Here is a 24969-nt window from a genome sequence, read left to right as displayed (position 1 = left end):
AACTTCCTGAAAAACCTTGGCGATACTTGAAAAAAATTGCTAACTTTGCTATGCTAGTTCCAGAATGTGTTTACATGTGTGATTTACACGAAGGAGAGCTATGAGAATCGAAAAGAAACTATGGATTGCTCTGATTGTCTTTGGATTGTTTGCGGTTGGGTTTACTGGCTGGATTTTTAACCGCAGCATGGGTGGGGAGCGGGTGTCCTTTAATAATACAGTAAGGCTTGAAACGGAGGCTGATACGGCAGGAGAAATCAAGACCAAGAATCTGGTTCTGCCAGAGGAATTTGACATTCCGAGGTCGCTTTTGTTCAAGACCACCCATACGTCCGTGCAGATTCTGCTGGACGGAGAAGAAATTTATCAGTATGGACATGAGGAAAACGCTCCGAAATTCATGAAATCTCCAGGTTCCTGCTGGCATATTGCAGACATTCCCAAGAACAGTGCCGGGAAAGAACTGGAAATCCGTATACTCCCTGCATATTCCGGATATTATGGAAACAACATCAGCCTTTACCTGGGAACCAGAGGAGACTGCATCTTAAGGATCCTCAGCGACAGCCTGGGCATATTTATTATCAGCTGCGGTATTTTATTCACAGGACTGGTAAGTCTGCTGCTCTATTTTTTTGCAATAAAAAGCAAAAGAAAAACCAAAGTAGAAGGGAAAAATGAGATCTTCCTGAACCTGGGAATCTTTTCTGTATTGATTGCCTTGTGGTCCTTGCAGCAGTGCGGATTTCTTCAGTTTCTGATTCCGGATGGAAGAACCTTATACTATGTGGATCTGTTTACCTTTTATCTTTTCCCGATTCCCTTTAACTTCCTTGTTTACGATATCTGCAGCTGCAAATACCGTAAGGGCGCATTGTATTTTCCGGTGCTTTATCTGGTGGATATGACGGTATCTGTGATCCTTCAGTGTGCCGGAATCGTGGACATGTTCCAGCTGCTCCCGGTAACCCATGTTCTCATGATATGCAACGTTATTTATACATTTGTGCTTATTCATTATGAGGCAAGGGTAGAAGAAAATGAGTCTGCAAGGGAGTTCACCTATCCCTTATATATTGTGCTGGGATTTGGCGTTGCGGAGCTTATTTTATACTATGCAAGACATTTTAAGACTACATCCATATTCCTTCCTCTTGGAACAATGGGATTTATTATTGCCCTGATCTGGATACAGGTGTCCCGCTTTTATGACCAGTATGTTGAGAAGCAGAAGGTTTTGTATCTGCTGAAGGTTGCCAACACAGATATGCTTACAGAAGCCATGAACCGAAATGCTTACGAGCACACCATCAGGCAGCTGGATGAACAGGCATCGCAGCTGCAGAAAACAGGCGTTGTGCTGTTTGACCTGGATAATCTGAAGGTGATCAACGATAATTTCGGACATGAGAAAGGTGACGAAGCCCTTAAGCTGTGCTACAACTGCATCCGCCAGGTTTTTAAAGAGGCACAGAACTGTTTCCGAATTGGCGGGGATGAATTCGCATATGTGTATCACAATGATGAGAAAGACCTGATCGCTGATCGTATAAAACGCCTGGACATATTGCTTGAAGAAGCAGCCAAAAAGGTCTCCTATCCATTAAGTGTATCCGTCGGATATGCTTATTATCTGCCTGATGAAGACCGTGCTTTTAAGGATATTGCGAAACGAAGCGATATCATGCTTTACCGCCGTAAGCGCAGGAAAAAGCTGAACCGTGCATGCATGGACACCGCAGCAGCCGACATGGAAAAAATGCTGGCGCAGGAAAATGCAGAGGATATTTTCCAGGAAAAAGAGTACCAGGATATTACACCGGAGGAGTTTTGCAAAGTAATCGACCTGCTCAGCCCGAGTACAGACAATTACCTTTATCTGATAGATTTCAGAACGGATTTTTACTATATTGCACCTCAGGCAATGGAACGGTTCTGCATTCCGAAAAATGCTTTTCATGATGTGATGGAGTGTCACAGAGAGTTTGTATATGGACCGGATTATCCTCTTTTGAAAGCAGAATTTAAAGATCTGCTGAGTACAGACCGCAGTATTCACAATATGGAATACCGCTGGCTGGATCCCAAAAGAGAACCCATCTGGATTAACTGCAGGGGCTATGTTGTGCGGGATGAAAACATGAAGCCGCTGTACATGGTAGGCTGCATCAACGAGATCGGAGCACGGCAGAAAGCGGATAATGTCAGCGGATTATTGGGAGAAACCGGACTGAGAGAATATCTGAAAAAGCTGAAGCCGCCTTTTGAAAACGGATATCTGATCCGCCTTGGCTTGGACCATTTTAAAGAAATTAATGAGAATCTGGGATGGGAATACGGAGATCAGGTACTGCGTGAGACAGCAGTCTGCATTTCCGGCTGCATGTCAGAAAATCAGACGGTATACAGATTATTTTCCGATGAATTTATGATTCTGGATCTTTCTTCCAGGAGCGTAAAGGAGGTAAAGAAGCTTTACGATAAAGTGAGAGAATCTGTGGATCAGTTCATCAGAGATAACGAATATACTGTGATGTTTACAATTTCAGGAGGAATCCTGCCGCTGCATGCCATAGAAGAGATGGGGTATTCCGCAGCTATGAAGCTGACGGATTTTTCCCTGAATGAAGCCAAGAAGCTTGGAAGAAACCGCTGTTATGTATTTGAAGAAAAAGAATATCGGCAGTTCCTGCGAAGAAGCGAGCTGAAACAGGAACTGAGAAATGCAGTGATAAATGACTTTAAGGGATTTACCGCATTTTATCAGCCGGTATTTCGGTCAGAAACCGGAAAGCTTTATGGCGCGGAAGCGCTGATGCGTTTTATCTCAGAGAAGTTCGGAATGGTATCGCCTGCTGAATTTATTCCGATTTTGGAAGAGACGGGACTGATTATTCCTGCCGGACGCTGGATGATGGGTGAGGCAATGGGAAAATGCAGCCAGATCCGGGAAGTGCTTCCGGAGTTTCTGGTCAGCATTAATATTTCACAGGTACAGGCTGCCAAGTCAGATGTAATTTTGGATGTGATCGCAGCTATGGAGAAAGCCAAGCTTCCGGCGGATGCGCTTATTATTGAGCTGACAGAAAGTGATCTTTTAGAGCAAAATATAAATGAGAGACATTTCCTTACAGAGCTGCAGCGAATGAAGATCAAGCTGGCACTGGATGATTTTGGAACCGGATATTCCAACTTCCATTACCTTAGTGAGCTGGGTCCGGCAATCATCAAAATTGACCGTTCCTTTACAGCCAGTGCAGTGGCAGATGAGGGAGAATATTATCTTCTGAATCAGTTTTGCAGCATGATCCACAATCTGAACCTGAAACTCTGCATTGAGGGTGTGGAGAATAAAGAAGAGTGGTCGAAGATTCGGAACCTCCAGCCGGATTTCAGCCAGGGATTCTTCTGGGGAAGACCCTGCCCGTATGAGGAGTTCGTGGAGAAGTTTGTAGAGAAATAAAATAATGTTAAATGATAATCCGTTCTGGGCACTTAACCGGGACGGATTATTCTTATGGCATGATTTTGATATTACCCATTGGGCAGCGGGCACCGGAATTATGTTTTTGACGTTGAATAAGTCAGATAAGATTTTGGAGAAAATGATTTAGAGATCCTTTTTCATTTTGCAAATTGACGGTGGAAAGTATTTCTCCTATAATGAAAATAAGTATATTTGAAAAGTAAGGCTTGTAGCTGGGAGAAATGAGGTGTAAATTTGGGAACTTATCTGAATCCTGGGAATTATAAATTTCAGGAAGTGCTGGCATCGGATATTTATGTAGATAAGACAGGTTTGCTGAAATATACCAATTCAGTCCAGCACACGACAACGAAAATAAAACAGTAAAGATTCCCAATAATGAAATCCGTGCAGAGTATGTGAATACGGTTTCTACTTCTGACTGGGGAGAAGTATCGAAGAAATGCAGGAAATATATTGCTTGTTGGGGTAAGCTATGACAAAAAGGCGAAAGAGCATGAATGCATAATAGAAAGATTGGACAAGTAAGACAGTGGCAAGAGTATATTTTGTAAGGGAAAAAATCAGTATGGAAGTTCCGCTGGGGGTAACGGTTTTGGAGGCGGAAATCCGGGCAGGGCTGGAGCCGGATGCGCCTTGCGGCGGGCAGGGAAGCTGTGGAAAATGCCTGGTGAAGGTAAATGGAAATCCTGTGCTGGCCTGTCAGACCAAGGTGGTAGGGGACTGCCAGGTGGAGATTCCGGGAAAGAAGAAAAGAGGAAAAATTCTCAGTGAGGGATTTTCAAGAAACGTAAATTTCCAGCCAGATTTACGGGTGAAAAGGATCCGCCTGGAAAAACCGGAGATTGGGGAAAAAAGGTCAGAATGGGAACGACTGCTGGCTGCGGTATATGGGGACGGGGAAATTCATAACGATCATGAAGAAATCGGGTGCAAAAACAGTGCTGTTCCATATATTAAGGTGGGGGCTGCAGATGTTCAGCTCTCTGGCATCTTATATGAGAAAAGGATGCTTGCGCCAGTGTGGGAAGTAATCTATACAGAGAATGAAATTCTGGATTTTCGGCAGAGTAGCAACACGGAAGCGGATCTCTGTCAAAACCAGTCTGGAAATGACGCAGGATATTCAGAAGCATGTTGTAACATTTTCACAGCGGCTATCGATCTTGGAACCACTACAATTGTTGGCTATCTTCTTGATGGAAGAAACGGACAGACTCTGGCAACAGAAAGCCGGATGAATCCTCAAATGCAGTATGGCGGAGACGTAATTCAAAGAGCCGATTATGTGTTGGAACATGGCACAGAAGCGCTGAGTGAATGTGTGCGAAAGACAATCAATGAAATATTAGAAACCCTTATTGAAAAATCACAAAAAGCCGGAGATATCTATCAGATCAGCCTTGTTGGAAATACCTGCATGCATCATCTGTTTCTTGGAATTTCGCCTGCATCATTAGTTCATGCTCCGTACACTCCGGCAATCAGTCAGCCGCTTACGTTACGGGCATCTGATTATGGAATTCATATTCATAAAAAGGGCCAGCTTATTTTGCTTCCAAACATTGCAGGCTACATAGGTGCAGACACCAGCGGGTGTCTGTTGGCGCTTCGCCAGGATCTGAAAGAAGAAACCACACTGCTTCTGGATATTGGAACCAATACAGAAATGATTCTTGGAAATAAACATGGTCTGGCTGCCTGCTCCGCAGCATCCGGGCCTGCATTTGAAGGCGCAAAAATCCAGTGCGGAATGCGAGGACTTCCAGGTGCCATTGACCATGTGAAATATGAAAATGGAAAGTGGCAGTATACTACTATTGAAAATGAGAAGCCAACAGGATTATGCGGTTCTGGCCTGATTGACTTGATAGCAGAACTTCTGCGCACTGGGCTTTTGGACGAAAACGGAATTTTGCACAGTGGGCAGGTGAAAGCGGATACCTTTGTACTTGTGCCGTCAGGGGAATCACAAAGGGAAATTTATCTTACACAGAAAGATATTGGTGAGGTACAGTTGGCGAAAGCTGCCATTGCTGCGGGAATCCGACTTTTAATGAAGAAACAAAATGTAGAAGAAACTCAGGTTCAGACTGTGTATCTGGCTGGCGGATTCGGGAATTACATGAACGCCAGGAACGCCGCGCGAATCGGCCTGATTCCAGAAAACTTTGCTGAGAAAGTAAGTTGTGTGGGAAATGCTGCCGGAGAAGGGGCAAAGATTGCACTGTTAAATAAAAAGGAGCGCCATGAAGCAGAAAAGGCCGTACAGAAAATTGAATTTCTGGAGCTGGCTGCTTGTCCGGAGTTTCAGGACTGCTTCGTAGACGAGCTTGGATTTGGGAAGTGAAAAAATGAATTTTAAAGAGCTAAAGGAATTATGTCAGTCCCATGGTTTTACCCACACAGTGCCGCTGGCCTGTGATACCATCGAACTGAAACCAGAAGTTCGCCAGATGTGCGCTTCTGATTCCTGTCATAAATACAATAAATGCTGGAGTTGTCCTCCAGGCTGCGGTACTTTGGAAGAATGCGAAAAAAGAGTAAGAAAGTACAAGCTGGGGATTCTGGTGCAGACTGTTGGACAACTGGAAGATTCCATGGATGGGGAGGGAATGATGCGAATCGAGGACATGCACAAGGCATCCTTTTATGCATTGGAAAAAGACCTGCGGAAGTTTTACCCGGACATGCTGCCTATTGGAGCGGGATGCTGTACGAAGTGTAAGGTTTGTACCTATCCGGATGCGCCCTGCCGTTTTCCAGGGGAAGCTTTTTCCTCAATGGAAGCATATGGAATGCTGGTCATGCAGGTGTGTCAGGCAAATCATCTGGATTATTATTATGGTTCAGGAAAAATTGCCTATACCAGTTGTTATTTACTGAAATAAAATAAGATCAAAAAGCAAAATGCAACTCATATTTACATGACGAAGCGTTTTGTTTTTTTATGAACTCATCATAATATGTGAAAATATTCACAGTAAGATAGTATAATGGAATGAGAAAAAAAGAGAAGCGGCATTCCCTTTTTCTGATATAAAATGAATTTGTTGAAAAGAATGTCTTAGCGGAGGTATTCAAGCGGAGAGAACAATAAAAGCTGTCAAAAAACAGCTGATGAGCAGCAAAAACAATTTCATATTGGAGGGAAATGCCATGATTATTATTGGTGAGAAGCTGAACGGATCCATTCCGTCAGTTGCCAAAGCTATCGCTGAGAAGGATGCGGACCTGATCAGAGAAAGAGCCAGAATGCAGGCAGAAGCGGGAGCCACATTTCTGGATGTATGTGCGTCAGTAGAAGAGGACGTAGAGGTAGAAACTTTGAAATGGATGATTGATCTTGTACAGGAAGTGACAGACACACCGATCTGTGTGGACAGTCCAAGTGCAAAATCCTGTGTCGCAGCCATTCCATTTTGTAAAAGACCGGGACTTATTAACTCTGTTTCCCTTGAGGGAGACAAAATTGACACTATTTTTCCAGTGATCGCAGATACAGACTGGGAGTGCGTAGCCCTTCTCTGCGATAACGATGGAATTCCGGATTCCGTAGAGCGTCGTATGAAAATTTTCTTTGGAATTATGGAAAAAGCGAAACAGTACGGCATTGCACCAAGCCGTTTACATATTGACCCACTGGTTGTAACCCTGGGAACAGACCAGACTGCGCTGACTGTATTTGCAGACTGCTGCAGAAGAATCAAATACGAATATCCGGAGATCCACATTACAAGCGGACTTTCTAATATTTCCTTCGGACTTCCGGTGAGAAAAAATATTAACCAGGCATTTATGGTTCTTGCTATGAATGCTGGTATGGACAGTGCCATCGTAGATCCGACCAACAAAAACATGATTGGTATGATCTATGCAACAAACGCACTTCTGGAGCGTGATGAATACTGCCTGCAGTATATTGATAAATTCGGAAACAAAGCATCCGAGGAAGCCGCTCAGCCGGCTCCTGCCTCTCCGCTTGATGAGAAAATGCAGAAGGTTTTCAAATTAACCCAGGATGGAAAAAATAAAGAAATCGGACAGGCTGTTCAGGAGGCACTTGATGCAGGATGTGATCCAACTGCAATCCTCAACGACGCCATGATCGGCGCCATGGCAGTTGTTGGCGATAACTTTAAGAAAGAGATTATTTTTGTACCACAGATGCTGGCTGCAGCCAGAGCCATGAAGGCTGGTGTGGAAGTACTGAAGCCATATCTTGCAACCGGAGAGGCCGGAAGCGCAGGAACCATCATTCTTGGAACGGTTGCCGGAGATCTTCATGACATTGGTAAAAACCTGGTTGGAATGATGTTCGAAAGTGCAGGCTTCGAAGTAATTGACCTTGGTGTTGATGTGCCGATCCAGACTTTTATTGATGAGGTAAATAAGCACAAAGAAGCAAGCATTGTAGCACTTTCCGCTCTTCTTACCACTACAATGCCGTCACTTCGTGACACAGTAGCGGCACTTCTTTCACAGCCATTCAGAAGCCGTATTAAGATTATGGTTGGCGGTGCGCCGATCAGCCAGGAGTTTGCAGATGAGATCGGAGCAGACGCATACACAGAGGATGCAGCTTCTGCGGCAGAGTGTGCAAAAAAATATGCGGAATCCGGATTCTGTGCAAAGGCAGCAGCCGGGAAATTTGACCAGGTTTCAGTAAAGGGCGAGGAAAGCGTAACTGCAGGTGCGGAAGACAAAGAGAAAAATATTGCGATGACTGATGCGCAGACAAAGTCAGAGCCGGATGCAGAAGAAACTCCGGAAGATGATTCCTACGAAACATCCGAAACCAATGGTACCTGGGTACGCAGACCGCTTCATGAGGCACCTCATTTTGTGAAGGATAAAGTGGATCTGAGCAAAATTCAGCTTCCAAAACCTGGTGAAGGCTACAAAGTAAATATGGAAGCTGCCAAAGAGAAATTCCGCAACTACTGGGCGCATAAGAACACGGGAAGACCGCTTATGTGCGTAATCGCAAGAAGACCTGAGGTGGAGCAGTACTCCGACGGAACACCTGTAGAGGGCGGTTATCTGGATCAGATCTGTCAGGGAAAATACTATAATATGCCGGAAGAACTGAAGTGGAAAGATATGGAGGACAAATACCAGAACCCTCAGAGAATTGTTGACCGCTATCGTTACTTCTGCCAGACACATGCATTCCTTGGAGAGAGCTTTCCGAATCTGAATATTGATTTTGGACCAGGCTCACTTGCTTCTTATCTTGGTTCTGAAATTGGGTTTAAAGAAGATACAGTATGGTTTAACAAATGTCTGGACGGCTGGGACGGTGTGCCGAAGCTGACCTTTGATCCGGAGAATAAATGGTTTAAGAAACATCTTCAGCTTGCAAAGGATTGTCAGGCACTTGCCGGAGATGACTTCTATGTGGATATGCCGGATCTTATGGAAAACATTGATGTTCTTGCCTCTCTTCGCGGAGCGCAGGATATTCTGTTTGATCTTCTGGATGAGCCGGAAATGATCGGGGAAAGAATCCAGGAGGTAACGGACATTTATTATGAATATTATGACCGTTTTTATGATGTTATCAAAGATGAAGAAGGCGGAAATGCATACACCGTATTCCAGATCTGGGGACCAGGCAGAACGGTGAAGCTTCAGTGCGATTTCTCAGCAATGATGTCACCGGAAGATTTCCGTAAATATATCCAGCCGTCCTTACGCAGTCAGTCTGAAAATGTAGATCATGTACTTTATCATCTGGATGGTCCGGCTGCAATTAAGCACATGGATGCGCTTATGGAAATTGAGGGAATTGATGCTCTTCAGTGGACCAGCGGTGATGCCGGTCCGGACGGAACCCTTCCGGATTGGGATGTGATCTATGATAAAGCAATTGCAGCAGGCAAATCCATCTGGGTAAAGGTATATTCCGGTGAGTTTGAAGACTGGATCCGCAACGTAGACCGAATTGTAAATAAATACGGCTCCCACAGCCTTTTCCTTCTTTTCCCGGAAATGTCCATGGAGCAGGCTGCATATCTTCTTGATTATGCAGACCGCAACTGGAGCGATGTGAAGGGAACTTTTGTAGAGTCTCTGGGACGCTGAAACATATGCAGTCTTATTGATGGAAGTAACCCATATTCAAATTAAGTTTGTTTTGTTAACTCCATAATAAAAACCAAAAAGCGCCGGCAGGTAAATCTGTCGGCGCTTTGCGTTGTCTGTATGAGATATACAACGTGCAATAATTCATATAAAACTAATAGGAATAATTATAATATTTGTGTAATTAGTACAAAAAACAATAAGAAAGTATAAAGTAACAGGAAGAAAATAGAAGAAAAAGTTTTTTAAAAAGATATAATTGAAATTAATACGCGGGGGAAACACAAAAATCGAATGGGGAAAAGAGGTATTTCAAACTATGAAACAGAAAGCTATGGATGTAAAACTTGTTGTAAGACCATTGATCGGTTGTCTGACACATACTCATTTCTGGGAGGGACCGTGCCGTGCCGGACGAAAAGAAGACATGACTGTAGAGGCAGAGACAAAGGTTGCTGATGAAACCTTCAAAAGCTCTGTAGAGGCCCTGAAGGACGTGATTAGCGAGGTTGAATTTAAAGAGGCATTGGATGTAAGATATAATGAATCCTTTGTTGTAGAAAAAGAAATGTTCGACAAGATCGGTGAAGATGTAGATGAAATTGACTGCTTCCTTTGCATGGGATGGAGAATTCCGAAGTTGGAACGCTACAGAAAACCGGTCATTATCTGGCAGAATGGAAATGAGGGCATTGATTTTGCAGCATATTGCCGCTCAATTGGTGTGGAAGCATACGTGGCAATGGATCTTCAGGATGTAAATGAAATCGCACATATTCTCTGGGTAAGAAAAGCAGTTCGCAATACAAGAGCACTTGTGCTGACCGCAGGTTCCCAGCCTACATTTGGAATTCAGAGCCTTATCCGTGATCCGGAGGTTCTTCGTCAGCGTTATGGATTTGAAGTGATCAAGCTTCCATTCACATCTATTTTCAAATATATGGATGAGATTACGGATGAAGAGGCAAAGCCAATTGCGGATAAGCTGATTGCTGGTTCTACAGATACTCAGGTAAATACCGACTGGTTTATCAATGACATTAAATATTATCTTGCAGCAAAGAAAATGATGGATATTTATGACTGCAATGCATTTTCCACAGCCTGTCATGAGCTTTGTACGACGGAAATTCCACAGAACCGTAAATTTACACCATGCATGTGTCATTCAATTATGAAGGATGAGGGAATTCCAAGCGGATGCGAGGAAGACTTGAATGCACTTATGGCAATGCTGATCATGCAATACGCTGCAAACCGTCCGGCCTTTATGGGAAATCCAAATCATGAGACAGATGAGCTGCTCAGGATCCATCATGCAGTTCCGGCACTTTGTATGAACGGATACGGAACAAAACCGCTGGAATACAAGCTGTGGGCATTTACCGGACAGGGCTTCGGCGGTAAGCTTCAGGTTGATTTTACACAGAACGAAGACGATTATATTACACTTGGTCGTTTCAATCCGGCAGGTGATACCATGTGCATTAAGAAAGGAAAAGTAATCCGTTCGGAATATGCCGAGACCTATTGCAGCCCGTATTACTATATCCAGATGGATGATGCAAGGGAGTTTATGCACAATCTGGCTGGCTTTGGACATCATCAGGTTCTGATTTTTGGTGATTATACCAGGTTGATCAAAAAAATTGCAAAGGTTATGGATTTCAATATCCTGGAAGGATGATTTTTAGTGATTTATCTGAACAATGGGGCCACTTCCTGGCCAAAACCTTCCTGTGTATACGAAGCGGTGCAGGCGTGTCTTACAGGCACGCCTGCTTCGCAGTTCAGGGGAGGAAGCGATATATTAAAAAAAGATGCAGAAGAGCTGTGCAGGGAGAAGCTTGGAAAGCTTTTAAATATCAGTGACTATCATCGGATTTTTTTTACCTCAGGCGCAACGGAGAGTATGAATACATTGCTTTGCGGCCTGAATTTCGGGGAAGAAGGTCAGGCTGTTCTTGCAACGCAGACAGAGCATAACAGCGTTCTTAGGCCGCTGATGAATCAGTCAGTGAAAAATACACATCCTGTATGGATCGTTCCCTGTGGGAACGATGGAGCAATAACGGAACAGGCTCTTGAGAATACATTGAAGAAAGCGACAGAAATAACCGGAAAAAAGCCATCTGCCCTGATCATCAATCATTGCTCTAATGTGACCGGATATATACAGGATATGAAGATGGCAGCTGATTTTGCCAGAAAAAACAACCTGCTTTTAATTACAGATATTTCACAGAGTGCAGGATGTATTCCTGTGGATGTAGATGGCTGGAATGCAGATGCCGTTGTTTTTACAGGGCACAAAAGTCTTCTTGGAATCCAGGGAACAGGCGGGTTTTATATCAGAGAGGGCATTTCCCTGAAACCATTAAAATACGGAGGCACAGGGCGAAACAGTCAGCAGCTCATCTATGAAAATGGCGATTATGAATATGAAGTGGGAACACAGAATATTCCGGGAATTACAGGGCTTCTTGCAGGGACTGAGTATATACTCCAAACAGGGCTGGACTGGATACAGAAAAAAGAAGAAATGCTTATGGATCTGTTGTATGAGGGACTGAAAAAGATAGATGGCATTCAAATTTACGGCAGTCCCAAAGGGCGCAGAGGGCCTGTTCTGAGTATGAATTTCGATGGCTTAAAGGCTTCTGATGCAGCTTATATACTGGAAAGCGGATATGGGATCACAGTCCGCGCCGGACTGCACTGCTCGCCGCTGATCCATCAGGCAATGGGGACAGAAAACGGTGGAACTGTGAGAGTCAGCATCTCCTGGTTTACCGGGGAAAAAGATATTCAGGCTTTTCTGACAGCTGCCGGACAGATTGCAGCTTCCTTAAAAAGGTAGCTGAATCTGATGAAATCGTGTGAAAAAATTATCTGAAGGGAACAAAAGAGAAAATGAAAATTCTTGGGAAACAGCCTTCAAGGGAGAAATGCGCAGAATCCGGATGGTTTGCAACGGATTATCTGCTGGATCAGCCAATAGACAGAGAGTTTATACTGAGTCTGAAACCTCTTGGAAGCTTTGTATATCTGGATATGCTTAAAGAGCCTTTTTTCAAAATAGAAAGTGATTATTATATGATAAAAGGTGTCCAGGGAAAGGATTATTTCAGAATCGCAGTTCACGGAAAGCATGAGGAAGAACTGGAAAAACTGGAAAGATTTCTGGGATAAGGAGTCCGGAAGGGAGATTGCAGGTCAGCAGGAATTCTGCTATACTGTGCATATGACACAGCTACAGGAGGCAGAAGATGAAACTGGAACGTGACAGCATTCCTCTTGATAAGGAGTTTCCTTTTCAGATATCAGAGGTAGAATTAAATCAGGCTAACAGCCGCCCGGGAACCTGGCACTGGCATAGTTATTTTGAGATCACCTGGATTCTGGAAGGCAAGGGAAATTATTTTGTCAACGGCCAGGAATATACAATGGAGAAGGATGATATTATCATTTTTAACAATGTGGAGCCTCATGGATGGAAGCTGCTTGGCGGTAATATGAAGCTTCTGGTAATGATTTTTTCTCCGGAATTTGTAGCTGAGAAGATCAGTGTGTTTGATGCAGAATATCTGAAGCCATTTGTGGAGCGAGGAAGTAATTTCAAGAACAGAGTTGGGCGGGAAGAGAAGGTAAATGAGGAAATCCGGATCAGTATCCGCGAAATCCACCAGGAGTGGAATGAGCGTAAAGAGGGCTATCCGCTGATGATCAAGGCTAATGTTCTTCGAATCCTTACCATGCTGATCCGCGCATATCAGGATGAGACCAAGTCAGGGGAAATGCTTAAGGAAAAGAAAAACGCAATGAAACGCCTTGAGCAGGCTTTCACATACATAAATGATCATTACTGTGAGAAGATCACCCTGGAGGAAGTTGCAGCCTCTGTTTATATGAGCTCCAATTATTTTTCATCCTATTTTCGCAGGGTGGCCAATATCAGCTTCAGCGATTACGTAACACGGCTGCGGGTTAACAGGGCACGTGAAATGCTTCGGGAAAACGGGGCGAATGTAACGGAAATTGCCATGGAATGCGGTTTTAATAATATTTCAAATTTTTACAGACTGTACAAAAAACATATGGGAAAAACTCCTGGAGATGAGAAGAGTAAAAATAATTAAAATTCAGGAGCGGATATGACATAGACCGATCAAAGGCTGGCATGTTAGGATGAAAGTAGGAAAGTTTGTCCTGATATGGCGGCCTTTTTAACCGATTCAAGGAGGAAAAGAAAAAATGATAAAAACGGAAAGCTATGTGCAGGAAGCAGCCGGGGGAATGGTTTATCGTCTTATTCCAGTGACAGAGGAAATTATCCGCTGCGTGATCGGAAAAGAAGAGATCAGAGAACCGGAGTCGCTTATAATTGAAAAAAAGGATTATCCTGAAGTTGCTTTTGAAGCAGAAGAAAAAGAAGGCAGGCTGAATGTAAGAACAAAAAAGGTTCTGGTTTCTTTAAATCTGTCTGAGGGATGTGTGGAATGGAAGCATGCGGATGGCAGCAAATGGTGCACCCAGAATAAGGCAGATCTGACGAAAATTGATGTGGTACGTTACACGACCGGTGGAGAGAAGCCGATTATCAATCGCGTGAAAACTGTAGATGGAGAGCGTAATTTTATTCAAAATCTGAAGCCGGAAAAGGTACGCGAGGGCTATCGCGCCAGAGTTTTCTTTGACTGGAATGAGGAGGAAGAGATTCACGGCCTTGGACAGGCTGAGGAGGGAATTTATAATTACCGCGGTCATAATCAGTATCTCTACCAGCATAATATGAGAATTCCCATGCCTCTTTTTGTTTCCACAGAAGGATATGGAATCCTGTTTGACTGCTGTTCTCTTATGACCTTTAACGATGAGGGGCGGGAGTCCTACCTGTTCCTGGATACAGTGGAGCAGATTGATTATTACTTTATGGGCGGCGGCTCTATGGATGGAATTATCCGCGATTATCGTTATCTGACGGGAAAAGCGCAGATGCTGCCGAAGTGGGCTTACGGATATATTCAGTCAAAGGAGCAGTATTATACAGCGAAAGAGCTGGAGGAAATCGTCCGTCATTACAGAGAACTTAATGTTCCGCTGGACTGTGTGGTCCAGGACTGGAACACCTGGGATCCGGGAAACTGGGGCGAGAAAATTCTGGATCAGTCCCGTTATGGGGATAACAAGGAATGTATAAACCGGATCCATGAAATGCATGCACACACCATGGTTTCCGTATGGCCAAATATGAATGCCGGCGGTAAAAATCACCAGGAATTTTTCGATGCAGGTTATCTGCTTTATGATTACGCAACTTATGATGCATTTAATGAAAAGGCCAGGGAAATGTACTGGAAGCAGGCAAAAGAAGGATTGTTTGACCAGGGCTTTGATTCCTGGTGGTGTGATTCCACAGAACCTTTTTCCGGTCCTGACTGGGGCGGCGCAGTAAAAAGAGAGCCCTGGGAGCGCTTTTTGATGGTTGGAGGCGAGCATAAGAAATACCTGGATCCGGCTGTGGCAAATGCTTTTGCGCTGGAGCATGCAAAGGGAATTTACGAAAATCAGAGAAAAGACCGTGAGGATATGCGTGTATTAAATCTTACACGTTCCGGTTATGCTTCCGGACAGAAATATGCAGCCATGTTGTGGTCCGGGGATACCTGTGCTGACTGGGAAAACCTGAAGATCCAGCTTGTGGAAGGCCTGAATATGGGACTGAGCGGTTATCCGTACTGGACTCTGGATATCGGAGCATTTTTCACTGTGGCAGATAAATGGCAGAATCGCGGCTGCGGATGTAATACAGATCCTGAGCCTAAATGGTTCTGGCAGGGGAAATATAATGAGGGAGTGAAGGATAAGGGATACTGTGAGCTTTACACCAGATGGCTGCAGATGGGCACTTTTCTCCCTATGTTCCGTTCTCATGGAACAGACACACCAAGGGAAATCTGGAATTTCGGGGAAAAGGGAACCATGTTCTACGACGCCATTGAGAAGTTTATTAAGCTGAGGTATCATCTGATGCCGTATATTTATTCCCTTGCAGGGGCTGTGCATTTTGAGGATTATACCATTATGCGAAGTCTGCTGTTTGATTTTCCAGAAGACAGGGAAGCCAGAAAGGTGGAAAATGAGTTTATGTTTGGTCCGTCCCTGCTTGTTTGTGCAGTTACAGAGCCCATGTATTATGGACCTGAGAGTACGCCTGTTGACCGTGAAAAAACATGGAAGTGTTATCTTCCGGCAGGAACCGGTTGGTATGATTACTGGACAAATGAAAAATATAAGGGCGGCCAGTATGTAACAGTGGAAGCACCTATTGACAGGATTCCGGTTTTTGTAAAAGCAGGAGCGGTAATCCCTGTTGCAGACGGGCTGGTTTATGCTCAGCAGGAGCCCAAAAAGCCTATTCAGCTTATGGTTTATCCTGGGGCAGATGGTGAGTTTGTACTGTATGAGGATGAAGGAAATAATTACAATTTTGAAAATGGCGCGTATGCAATTACAAAGCTTGTATGGGATGAAAGCGCCGGCAGGCTGAACATTGGAGAAAGAGAAGGAAGTTTCCCGGGAATGAGGGAAGCAGTGTACCAGACTGTAATTGTAAAATAATCGGGGAGGTTATATTATATGATAGCAGAACGAAATAAAGCGGTATTTACCCAGCCTCCGGAATCAGTGCCGGATGGCAATGTGGATGTATCCGGCGGTGGAAGATGGAAAATCTGGCAGAATGCCGGAACGAAGATTGATGCTCCCATTCTTGGAAATGGAGATTTGCTGGCTGCTGTGGCAGGAAATGCAAGGTATCCGCAGTTCTGGTTTACTACAAATGATTTCTGGCAGATGGAAAGTGCAGCGAACTGGGAATTTTTTCATGATAACAATTCTGCCAAATGTGATCCTGCTGTAAGTGGGGGCAGTCCAAGACCTGTTGGCCGTATGGTGTTTGACATTCCGGCTATGGAGGATGCAAAGTGGTATACGGAACAGAATTTTGCAACGGCAGAAACTATAACAATATTAACAAATTCTAAAGGCGAGAAATGTGCTCTGAAAAGCTGGATGGCAGCAGATGAGAATGTTCTTGTGGTGGAGTTTAAAACGGAGGCAGACCTGGATCTGGAATTTGATTTTTATTTTCCGGATGAAACGGGGAAAGGCTGTGATAAAGCAGTTGATATCTGGGGAAGCGGTGAGTCAGAGAAAATTCAAAATGGAATGTTTGTAGGGCTTGTGACAGGACGGCCGCTGCAGGTGAAGAAAACCGGAGGTGGTATTGTAAGTGGCTACAGGCAGTTTTCCGATCATGTGGACATGCCGACGAAGGTTGGATTCGCAGGGGGATTTCTGAAAAAAGAAAAGGCAGAAAACAATGTGTCCGCTGAAAAATCCAGAGAATTCGGAAATGCTTATGACTTATGTGACAGAAGCACCAGAAGAAGAATAAAAGCCGGTGAGAGGGCAACTTTTATTTTGGCAGTGCGTTCCTGGGCGAAATGCAGCAGACCTTATGAATATGCTTTTTCAAGAACAAGGTGGATAACTGCAGAAGATGTGGAAAATCTCCGCACCCGTCATCTGGCATGGTGGAAAAGATTCTGGAGCATGTCGGAAATATCTCTGGACGATCCGGTGATCGAGCAGAGATATTATCTGTCAAAGTATATGCTGGCAAGTTTGGCACGGGATCCGGATTATCCGCCGAATATTCTTGGAATCAGTACTTTTGACCGCCCTGCGTGGAATGGAAATTACAAGATCAATTATAACCATCAGTCACCTTACTTGAACCTGATGGTTTCCGGGCATTTTGAACAGTCCGATCCACATGATGCACCTTATCTGAAATTAATGGAGATTTCAGACGAGATGTGTAAGCGCCTTCTTCATCATGAAGGGCTTTATTATCCGCTTGGACTTGGTCCTGATGGGGTGGTCAGTGAGGCATTGCTCCTGCATATGAAATCACCGGCACTTCACGGTGCACTAAATATGATCTATCGCTATGAAATCAGTCAGGATACAAGGTATGCCTGGAAGGTTTACCCATATCTCAGAGGAGTGGCTGAGTTCTGGGAAAAGGATCTGGTTCTTCGGGATGGCGTTTACCATGTGGTTGGAGATGGCATGCATGAGCGTACAGATAGAAATATCAGGGAAAATGGTGTGCCGGAGGATCCTGTAAATACTCTGGGGTATCTGAAAACATTTTTTACCAGGCTTCCAAAAATCAGTGAGGCATTGGAACTGGATGAAGAAAAACGAACGAAGTGGCAGGAAATTGCCAAAAATCTGGCGCCATATCCAAAGGGAAGCATTCGGGAAATTCAGGACAATCCTACATTGTGGAAAGAAGTGGATGTGAAGCTGGAGGATTTGCTTCCCCAGGAAATGCTGGATAAAGAAATTTATTATGATGAAGGTGTTGGCGGAAAGTGGTCCTTCCATTTTCCCGGAAATATAATGCATATTTATCCAGGGAATGCAGTGGGTCTTGGAAGTGATCAAAAAGAGCTGGAAGTGGCGAGAAATACAGTGCATATTCACAGCCTGGTGGAGAACAAACTGGGTGAGCTGGAGTATAAAAAGGCTCTTGAGAGAGCTGCTGATGAGAAAAAAGAAACAGTTGTAAAGCATGCCCATTTCTATAAAGCAGGGGCATTTAATGCGTCTAATCTGAGCTGCCTGTTTTTTACTGCAGCTGTCCGTACAGGCTACGACCCGGATATTATCTGGAAGGAAATGAGGGATATGATTACTTACCGTGGAATTCCAAACGGCTTTCTGAAAGAAAATCCGCATGGAATTGAGCAGTTGAACACTATTCCGGATGCAATTCAGGAAATGATGCTTCAAAGCTATGAAGGCGTCATCCGCATTTTTCCTGTATGGCCAAGAAAAAAACATCCAAATGCTTCCTTCAGGAATTTTCGCGCATGGGGTGGCTTTGAGGTAAGTGCATCCCTTAAGGATGGGGAGATAGAAAAGGTCACTGTGCTAAGCCACAAAGGGAATACCTGCCGCGTGGAAAACCCCTGGCCCGAAAAAAGTGTTATAGTGAAATACGGTTACAGTGGACGGGAAGAGGTGTGTTTCGGGGAATACCTGAGTATTGAATTACAGAAAGAGGAACAGGTTTTGCTGTCCGTATTGTAATAAGCAGGCTGTCGGGATACTATGATTTTTATCCCGACAGCCTGTTTTATCCCCGGAATTCCAGAGGACTTTTCCCTGTGTATTTTTTAAAAATCCTGCTGAAATATCCCTGGTCATGGTAGCCGCATATTTCTCCGATCTGTTTAATGGACAGCCCCGGTTCGTGGAGCAGAAGTCTCTGGGCGTGGTTCATTCGCAGGTTGATCAGATACCTGGAAGGTGTACAGTCGTAGACCTGGCAGAAAATTTTGGTCAGGTAGCTGGGACTGTAGTTCAGGTTATCTGCAATCAGATTCAGATTAATATCCTCGCTGTAATTATTTACAATAAAATCCTTAAGCAGATTAGCAATCTGAGAAGGTGTCAGGGCAGCGGTCTGTGCATTGAATATTTCTTCATAATCATTTCCGGCAATCTGAAATTCTTTTTTTATTTTTGTCAAAGCTTCTTTCAGCTCATCCGGATCAACCGGTTTCAGCAGATAATCAGAAGCCTTCAGGGTAATAGCCTTTCTGGCATATTCGAAATCAGAAAATCCGCTTGTAATAATAAATTTTGTAAATGGAAACTGTTCCCGTACTCTGGAGAGCAGGGTAATTCCGTCCATAACAGGCATACGGATATCCGTAACTACAAGGTCAGGGCTGAGCTGTTCTATCAGTGCAAGTGCCTGATCTCCTGTCTGTGCTGTTCCCGCAACCTGAAAATCCGGATCCGCCTTCTGGATTTTCTGGACAAGATTATTGAGCAGAAGTTCTTCATCCTCCGCAACGATGACTGTGTATTTCATACTGTTTCTGTGTCCTCCTTATTTTGAAAATATCGACCGATAGATACGACTCCATGTCCGTCAGTATTGTTTCCATATCTGAAAATAATGTCTCCCTTGCAAAAGATTTTCCATCTGAGATATACATTGACAGTTCCCAGTCCATTTATCTTCAGTTCGGGAAGTCCAGGATTCTGAATGGCTTTCATAATGTTTGCAGTAATTCGTTCTTTGGCTTCTTCTGTAAATCCGGGGCCGGTATCAGATACTTCAATCTGCCAGCTTCCGTGTGTGACAATACTGGTAACAGAAATATTCCAGGGTGGTGCACAGTCAGAGCCATAACGGATCGCATTTTCCACTATGGGCTGGATGATCAGTTTTGGAACTGGCTGGGAAAGAAGTCTTTCATCCACATCAATAGAGTAGTTCAGGCTGGACTGGTAACGCACCTTCATACAGTACAGATATTTCTGTACGTAATCAAGCTCATCCTTTAAAGTAACGGTGGTTTCGGCAGTGCTGGTAATATACCGCATGATCTGGGAAAGATTCCGGCACATTTTTACAACCGTCTGCGAATCCCCATTTTCAGCCAGCACTATAATGCTGGACAGGGTATTATAGTAAAAATGCGGGTTGATCTGTGTCTGCAGAGCCATGCTTCTGGCACGCAGCTCCTGCTCTTTTGCCTGGGTAAGCTGCTCCATGGAATCTTTCAGATTATCGCTCATCAGCTGAAAGGCCTGGTAGAGCTCTTCCAGTTCATTAACGGAAACCGGATATGCAGTTACCTTTTCCTGTCCAAGTGTATCAAGCTCCATGCGCTGAATAATATGCTTCAGATGCTTTACCGGTTTTACGACTGAACGGGAAAGCCGGTAGGAAATAAAGATGGAGACTGTCAGAAACAGCGCAACAATTGCTGCAAGAATACGAAGCAGATTGTAAACCGGAGCCAGAACTACAGATTCCGGCTGAATTGTAAGATAGGTATAGCCGGTATAAGAGGACACGGCCTCTGCTGCATATTCTGTTTTTCCTGTAAGAGGACTAATAAAAGTGAGGGCTGAATCATCTCCCTTGGTAAGTTCATAGTAGGGCTGAAGTGCTGCTTTGTATTCCTGGGAAATATCGTAGGGATAGATCAGATCGCCATTGCTGTCAAAAACATAGATGCTGGCAGCATCTTCATGGTTCTTTTTTTTATAAGTGATGATACTTTTAAAAACAGATTTGCACTGCTTGGCTGTTTCAATCACACCCACGCCACGTTTATATTGATTGTTAAAGGATCGGTACAGGGAAATAAACCACTGGTCATAGGTGGCTGTTTTTGTATATTCTCTGGTACAGTAGGGTGGAGTAAGGACTTTTTTTCCCTCCAGTTCACGGGCGGCCTCAATCCACTCATCCTTTGAGCCATCCGTCTTTTTGACTATAGTTGAGATGCCGGCTTCCAGAACATATCCGGAAAAATCATAGAGATTTACCTGATCTGCCTTCAGCTCGGTTCCGGAAAGGGAAATAAACAAATCTGACATGGCAGAAAGCATATCGCTGGAAATGTTTAAGTTGAAGGAATTGTCCAGAATGGTTTTGGATTGATTGCTGTAGTTAATGTTTACAGATACTGCATCCAGATTGCGGATCGCGGAATCTACCTGAGTCTGAAAGCTGGAATTGAGAGTGTTCATGGCACTGATCTGACTTTGCTTGAGCTGTCTGGAAACAAAAGCATAGAAAAAAACAGCAAAAGAAAAAAGAATCAGGCAGGCCAGACTGATATAGGCAAAAAAAAGCTTGGATTGTAAACTGCGTGATTTCATCTGGCGATACCTCCTGTAATTGTTTTGCCCGCGCTGCTGACTATATTATGAAAGCAGATGCAGAAATCCATGTGTGAAACATTAAAAATCAGTATATCATATTTGTTTAAAAAGTACAAATAAATGCTCGAAAACAGAGAAAATATATATAAGAATTTCGGGTGACTTTTCGAAGAAACATAAGCTTATGTGAAAAAAGTATAATATGTGGTGAAAAAAGTACAAATTGAAAGTAAGAATATCCATGGATTAAAAAGCATCTGGCTGATAAAATAATATCATCAAAAGAACAGAGGAATCAGCGGAGATTCCTGAATGAGGTAAATGCCATTTTATTAAAAGGAGGATATGTAAATGAAAAGAAAGAGTTTTGTGGCAGTGGCTTGTGCAGCAGCAATGATCGCGTCCATGACAAGCGGACTTACCGTATTTGCAGAGGAGACTGCAGATTTTTCCGGTGAGGAGCTGAGTATTCTGGTATCAGCAGGCTGGATGGATAACAGATATGATGCAACAATCGAGCGTTTTGAAGATACTTATGGTGTAACAGTTGACCTTCAGACTATTCCGGCTGACCAGTATTCTGATCTTCTTCAGTCAAAATTAGCTACTGATTCCTGTGCAGATATTTTCTGGATTCAGTCCAACCCATTTGCAATCGAGTCTACAATCGTTGATCCAGAGAAATACTGTATTGATTTCACAGGAGCTTCCTGGGAAGATCTTATGCCGGAAGCAAGAAAAACATCCTGTGTATACAATGATAAATTATACGGACTTCAGATCTGGCACAATTCACCAGAATATGTAATGGTTTATAACAAAACATTGTTCGAAGAGAATGGTTGGGAGATACCATCTACTTATGCAGAGCTGAAAGACCTTTGCGCTAAGATCGCAGAACAGGGAATTACTCCATGGTTTATGCCAGGTGCAGATGGATGGCAGCATCAGCTGGCATTCTTCCAGATCGGTGGTGTTTACGAAGAAGCTACACCAGGACTTTACGATGCTTTGAATACAAATCAGGCTACATTTGCTGACAATGAGAAAATGCTTGAGGTTCTGAACGAGTTCAAAGAGCTTTCCGATGCAGGATATTTCGGAGAGGACTGGATTGGAACTGACAGCACCAACCTGACAAATGAATTTGGCGACAGAAACATTGCAATGGCTATGGCAAACTCCAGTTACATTCAGCAGATCAAAGATGACACAGGCACAGAGGATGAGTTTGGTATGTTCCTGATCCCACTTGGCGATAACACCTGGTATCCGACCAACCCGGCTGGACCTACCATGTTTGGTTACAAGGGAACAGAGCATGAGGATCTTGTAAAAGAATTCTTCAATTTTGTTACAACCACAGAGAGTCTTCAGGAAATCCTTGACAACTCTCCTGCATACACAAACGTTGATATGAACGATGATGCAATTGAGCAGCACTGGCTGCCAGAGGAAGAAGAGTTCCTTGCAACTGTAGATGACAGCAAGAAGAGCGTATCTGTTCTTCAGACTGGTACCAAATATACAAACGACTACTGGATGCAGTTCGGTCAAGATATGGTTGCGTTCTGCCAGGGCGAAATGGAAGCAAATGACGTTCTTGCAAATATGGATACAAACCGTGCAGAGGCTGCCAAGACAGTTGGAGATGCAAACTGGAACTAAAGTATTTCGGTAAGAAATTGACATAATTATTTAAGCATAAGATATTTAATAAGGGTATATCTTCAGTGCGAAGGAGTGATTCCTTCGCACTGTTTGATAAAGGGGAGGTATCGCCTTTGAATAAGAAGAAAATTTATCCCCAGTGGTTTCTGATATTGCCGCTGGCTTTGTACATTATCTTTTTCCTGCTTCCCAGTATAATGGGTGTTGCATATTCATTCACAGACTGGAATTCAAGAAGTGTATTAAATGGTGTTCATTTTGTGGGACTGGACAATTTTAAAGAGATTTTCACATCAAATAAGGATTACTTAAGCGGTATTGGAAATACATTAAAATTTACCATTATTTCCAACATTGTGAAGCTGATTCCGGCACTTCTGATTGCCATCATGCTTCAGGAAGGACTGAAAGGAAAGGGACTTTACAGAACACTTTTGTATCTGCCGTCTATCCTTCCTTTTGTTATCATTGGTCTTGTTTTCAAGTCCATTCTCAACTATAACAATGGTCTTTTAAATGCAATCCTGGATGGTCTGCATCTTGGAATCCTGAAACAGAAATGGCTTTCGGATCTTGGCGTTGTGTGGAAATCCATTTATGGTGTGGATGCATGGAGAGGTATTGGTTATGTAATGACGATTTTCCTTGCCGGTCTGAATACCATTCCGAGATCCTACTATGAGGCAGCTGAGATCGATGGGGCAAACTTCTGGCAGAGACTTCGCTATGTGACACTTCCAATGCTCAGCGGCGCCATTATGATCAACCTGGTATTTGGTATTACATACGGTCTGAAGGTATTTGATATTGTTTACGTTCTCACAAACGGTGGCCCTGGACATGCAACAGAGGTTCTTACCACCTATGCATTCCAGCTTTATTCCAGAGGTCAGTACGGTATGTCTTCTGCTTTGAACAGTATTCTGCTTCTGATCACAGCAATTGCTGGTGTTGTAATTGTTAAAACTTTAGGAAAACAGGAGGTACAGCAATGACAAAGAAAAAAGTTCAGAATCTGCTGAAACATCTGGTATGCATCCTGCTGTGCCTGACCGTTATCCTGCCTTTTTATATGGTAGTTATAAACTCTTTCAAGAGTAAAGGCGAGGCTTCCCGAATGAGTCTTGCCCTGCCGAAGGAATGGCTGTTTTCCAATTATACCGAGGTTATTGACAAAGGAAACCTGATCCAGGGATTTTCAAACAGTTTACTTTACGCACTGGTCGCAACCACTTTTGGGGTTGTGCTCTGTGCAATGGCTGCCTTTGTAATGTGCCGCAAGCGTACCAGATTAAATGTATTTTTATATTATTTCGTACTTTGCGGACTGTTTTTCCCGGTTAACTATGTAACATTGGTGAGAGTACTCAGCACGCTGCACCTGAATGATACACGCCAGGGAATTATCATGGTATTTACCAGTGCAATGATTCCGTTCTGCGTATTTACCATTCGCAACTTCGTGGTTTCCGTGCCGGTAGAGCTGGATGAGGCTGCTGTTATTGACGGCGCAGGTCCTCTCAGCCTGTTTTTCAAGATTATCATGCCGCTTCTGAAACCAACTATGGTCACCTGCTTTATCCTGCAGTTCATGGGCGTTTGGAGTGATTTTCTTACACCTTTGTATCTGTCCAGCAAGAGCAAAATGTTCCCGATGACAATGGCGGTTTACCAGTTCTTTGGAAAGAACAAGAGTTACTGGAACTATATTTTTGCAGATATTGTACTCACCTGTATCCCGGTTATTATTGTGTATATGATCGGTCAGAAGTATATTGTGGGCGGTATGACGTCTGGTGCGGTGAAAGAGTGAGAAATACAGTTTTCCTACACAATTGATTTAAGATAATTCCTTCTAAGATGGGGACAGCTTTCTGAGTGTTTAAATTCAGAGGGCTGTTTCTTTTTTGCCTGAAAATAGATTAAATTTGCCAGATGGGGCGTAAAGGGGCAAG

Annotated in this window: 15 protein-coding genes; 13 read left to right on the top strand and 2 right to left on the bottom strand. The window is 43.7% G+C overall.

What is annotated here, in order from left to right; genetic code table 11:
• The first annotated feature begins 100 nt into the window (after nucleotides 1-100).
• The 10 genes from H8S54_RS03170 (at nucleotide 101) to H8S54_RS03115 (ending at nucleotide 18742) form a co-directional block, all read left to right on the top strand.
• Nucleotides 101-3463, top strand: coding sequence for a bifunctional diguanylate cyclase/phosphodiesterase (locus tag H8S54_RS03170; RefSeq protein WP_117849403.1), 3363 nt, complete (start codon nucleotides 101-103; stop codon nucleotides 3461-3463).
• 556 nt (nucleotides 3464-4019) lie between these two features.
• Nucleotides 4020-5837, top strand: a complete 1818-nt coding sequence (locus H8S54_RS03165) for an ASKHA domain-containing protein (protein WP_330600058.1) — start codon at nucleotides 4020-4022, stop codon at nucleotides 5835-5837.
• 4 nt (nucleotides 5838-5841) lie between these two features.
• Nucleotides 5842-6378 (top strand): DUF2284 domain-containing protein, encoded by a 537-nt coding sequence (locus H8S54_RS03160; RefSeq protein ID WP_186900893.1) that lies wholly within the window; start codon nucleotides 5842-5844, stop codon nucleotides 6376-6378.
• Nucleotides 6379-6646: 268 nt separating this feature from the next.
• Entirely contained in the window at nucleotides 6647-9574 is a 2928-nt protein-coding gene (locus H8S54_RS18035; protein WP_330600057.1) for a cobalamin-dependent protein, read from the top strand.
• 319 nt (nucleotides 9575-9893) lie between these two features.
• On the top strand, nucleotides 9894-11261 hold the full coding sequence (locus tag H8S54_RS03140) for a hypothetical protein (RefSeq protein WP_118577584.1): 1368 nt from the start codon (nucleotides 9894-9896) through the stop codon (nucleotides 11259-11261).
• Between the two features lie 6 nt (nucleotides 11262-11267).
• Nucleotides 11268-12434, top strand: coding sequence for an aminotransferase class V-fold PLP-dependent enzyme (locus tag H8S54_RS03135; protein ID WP_186900892.1), 1167 nt, complete (start codon nucleotides 11268-11270; stop codon nucleotides 12432-12434).
• A gap of 53 nt (nucleotides 12435-12487) precedes the next feature.
• Nucleotides 12488-12766: a hypothetical protein gene (locus H8S54_RS03130; RefSeq protein WP_118577797.1), complete on the top strand. Its 279-nt coding sequence runs from the start codon at nucleotides 12488-12490 to the stop codon at nucleotides 12764-12766.
• A gap of 77 nt (nucleotides 12767-12843) precedes the next feature.
• Complete coding sequence (locus H8S54_RS03125; protein WP_186900891.1) at nucleotides 12844-13713, top strand: AraC family transcriptional regulator; 870 nt, start codon at nucleotides 12844-12846, stop codon at nucleotides 13711-13713.
• A gap of 115 nt (nucleotides 13714-13828) precedes the next feature.
• Nucleotides 13829-16195, top strand: coding sequence for a glycoside hydrolase family 31 protein (locus H8S54_RS03120; RefSeq protein ID WP_186900890.1), 2367 nt, complete (start codon nucleotides 13829-13831; stop codon nucleotides 16193-16195).
• An 18-nt stretch (nucleotides 16196-16213) separates the two neighbouring features.
• Complete coding sequence (locus tag H8S54_RS03115) at nucleotides 16214-18742, top strand: glycosyl hydrolase family 95 catalytic domain-containing protein (RefSeq protein ID WP_186900889.1); 2529 nt, start codon at nucleotides 16214-16216, stop codon at nucleotides 18740-18742.
• A gap of 46 nt (nucleotides 18743-18788) precedes the next feature.
• Here H8S54_RS03115 and H8S54_RS03110 read toward each other — a convergent pair whose 3' ends face one another.
• Both H8S54_RS03110 and H8S54_RS03105 read right to left on the bottom strand, forming a co-directional pair.
• Nucleotides 18789-19532: a response regulator transcription factor gene (locus H8S54_RS03110; RefSeq protein WP_186900888.1), complete on the bottom strand. Its 744-nt coding sequence runs from the start codon at nucleotides 19530-19532 to the stop codon at nucleotides 18789-18791.
• A complete protein-coding gene (locus H8S54_RS03105) occupies nucleotides 19529-21340 on the bottom strand; it encodes a sensor histidine kinase (protein ID WP_186900887.1) in 1812 nt (603 codons plus the stop codon). Before H8S54_RS03105 ends, H8S54_RS03110 begins: the two co-directional genes overlap by 4 nt.
• A gap of 354 nt (nucleotides 21341-21694) precedes the next feature.
• Here H8S54_RS03105 and H8S54_RS03100 point away from each other — a divergent pair, with 354 nt between their 5' ends.
• The 3 genes from H8S54_RS03100 to H8S54_RS03090 all read left to right on the top strand — a co-directional run bounded on the left by H8S54_RS03100 (nucleotide 21695) and on the right by H8S54_RS03090 (nucleotide 24827).
• On the top strand, nucleotides 21695-23011 hold the full coding sequence (locus tag H8S54_RS03100; RefSeq protein ID WP_118577574.1) for an ABC transporter substrate-binding protein: 1317 nt from the start codon (nucleotides 21695-21697) through the stop codon (nucleotides 23009-23011).
• A 116-nt stretch (nucleotides 23012-23127) separates the two neighbouring features.
• Nucleotides 23128-24009 (top strand): carbohydrate ABC transporter permease, encoded by an 882-nt coding sequence (locus H8S54_RS03095; protein WP_186900886.1) that lies wholly within the window; start codon nucleotides 23128-23130, stop codon nucleotides 24007-24009.
• Complete coding sequence (locus tag H8S54_RS03090; RefSeq protein WP_186900885.1) at nucleotides 24006-24827, top strand: carbohydrate ABC transporter permease; 822 nt, start codon at nucleotides 24006-24008, stop codon at nucleotides 24825-24827. The genes H8S54_RS03095 and H8S54_RS03090 overlap by 4 nt, the downstream gene beginning before the upstream one ends.
• Nucleotides 24828-24969 lie beyond the last annotated feature (142 nt).

Origin of the sequence: Blautia segnis (genome assembly GCF_014287535.1) — a bacterium.
GTDB classification, from domain to species: domain Bacteria; phylum Bacillota; class Clostridia; order Lachnospirales; family Lachnospiraceae; genus Blautia_A; species Blautia_A acetigignens.
This window is presented reverse-complemented; position numbering and strand designations above follow the sequence as displayed.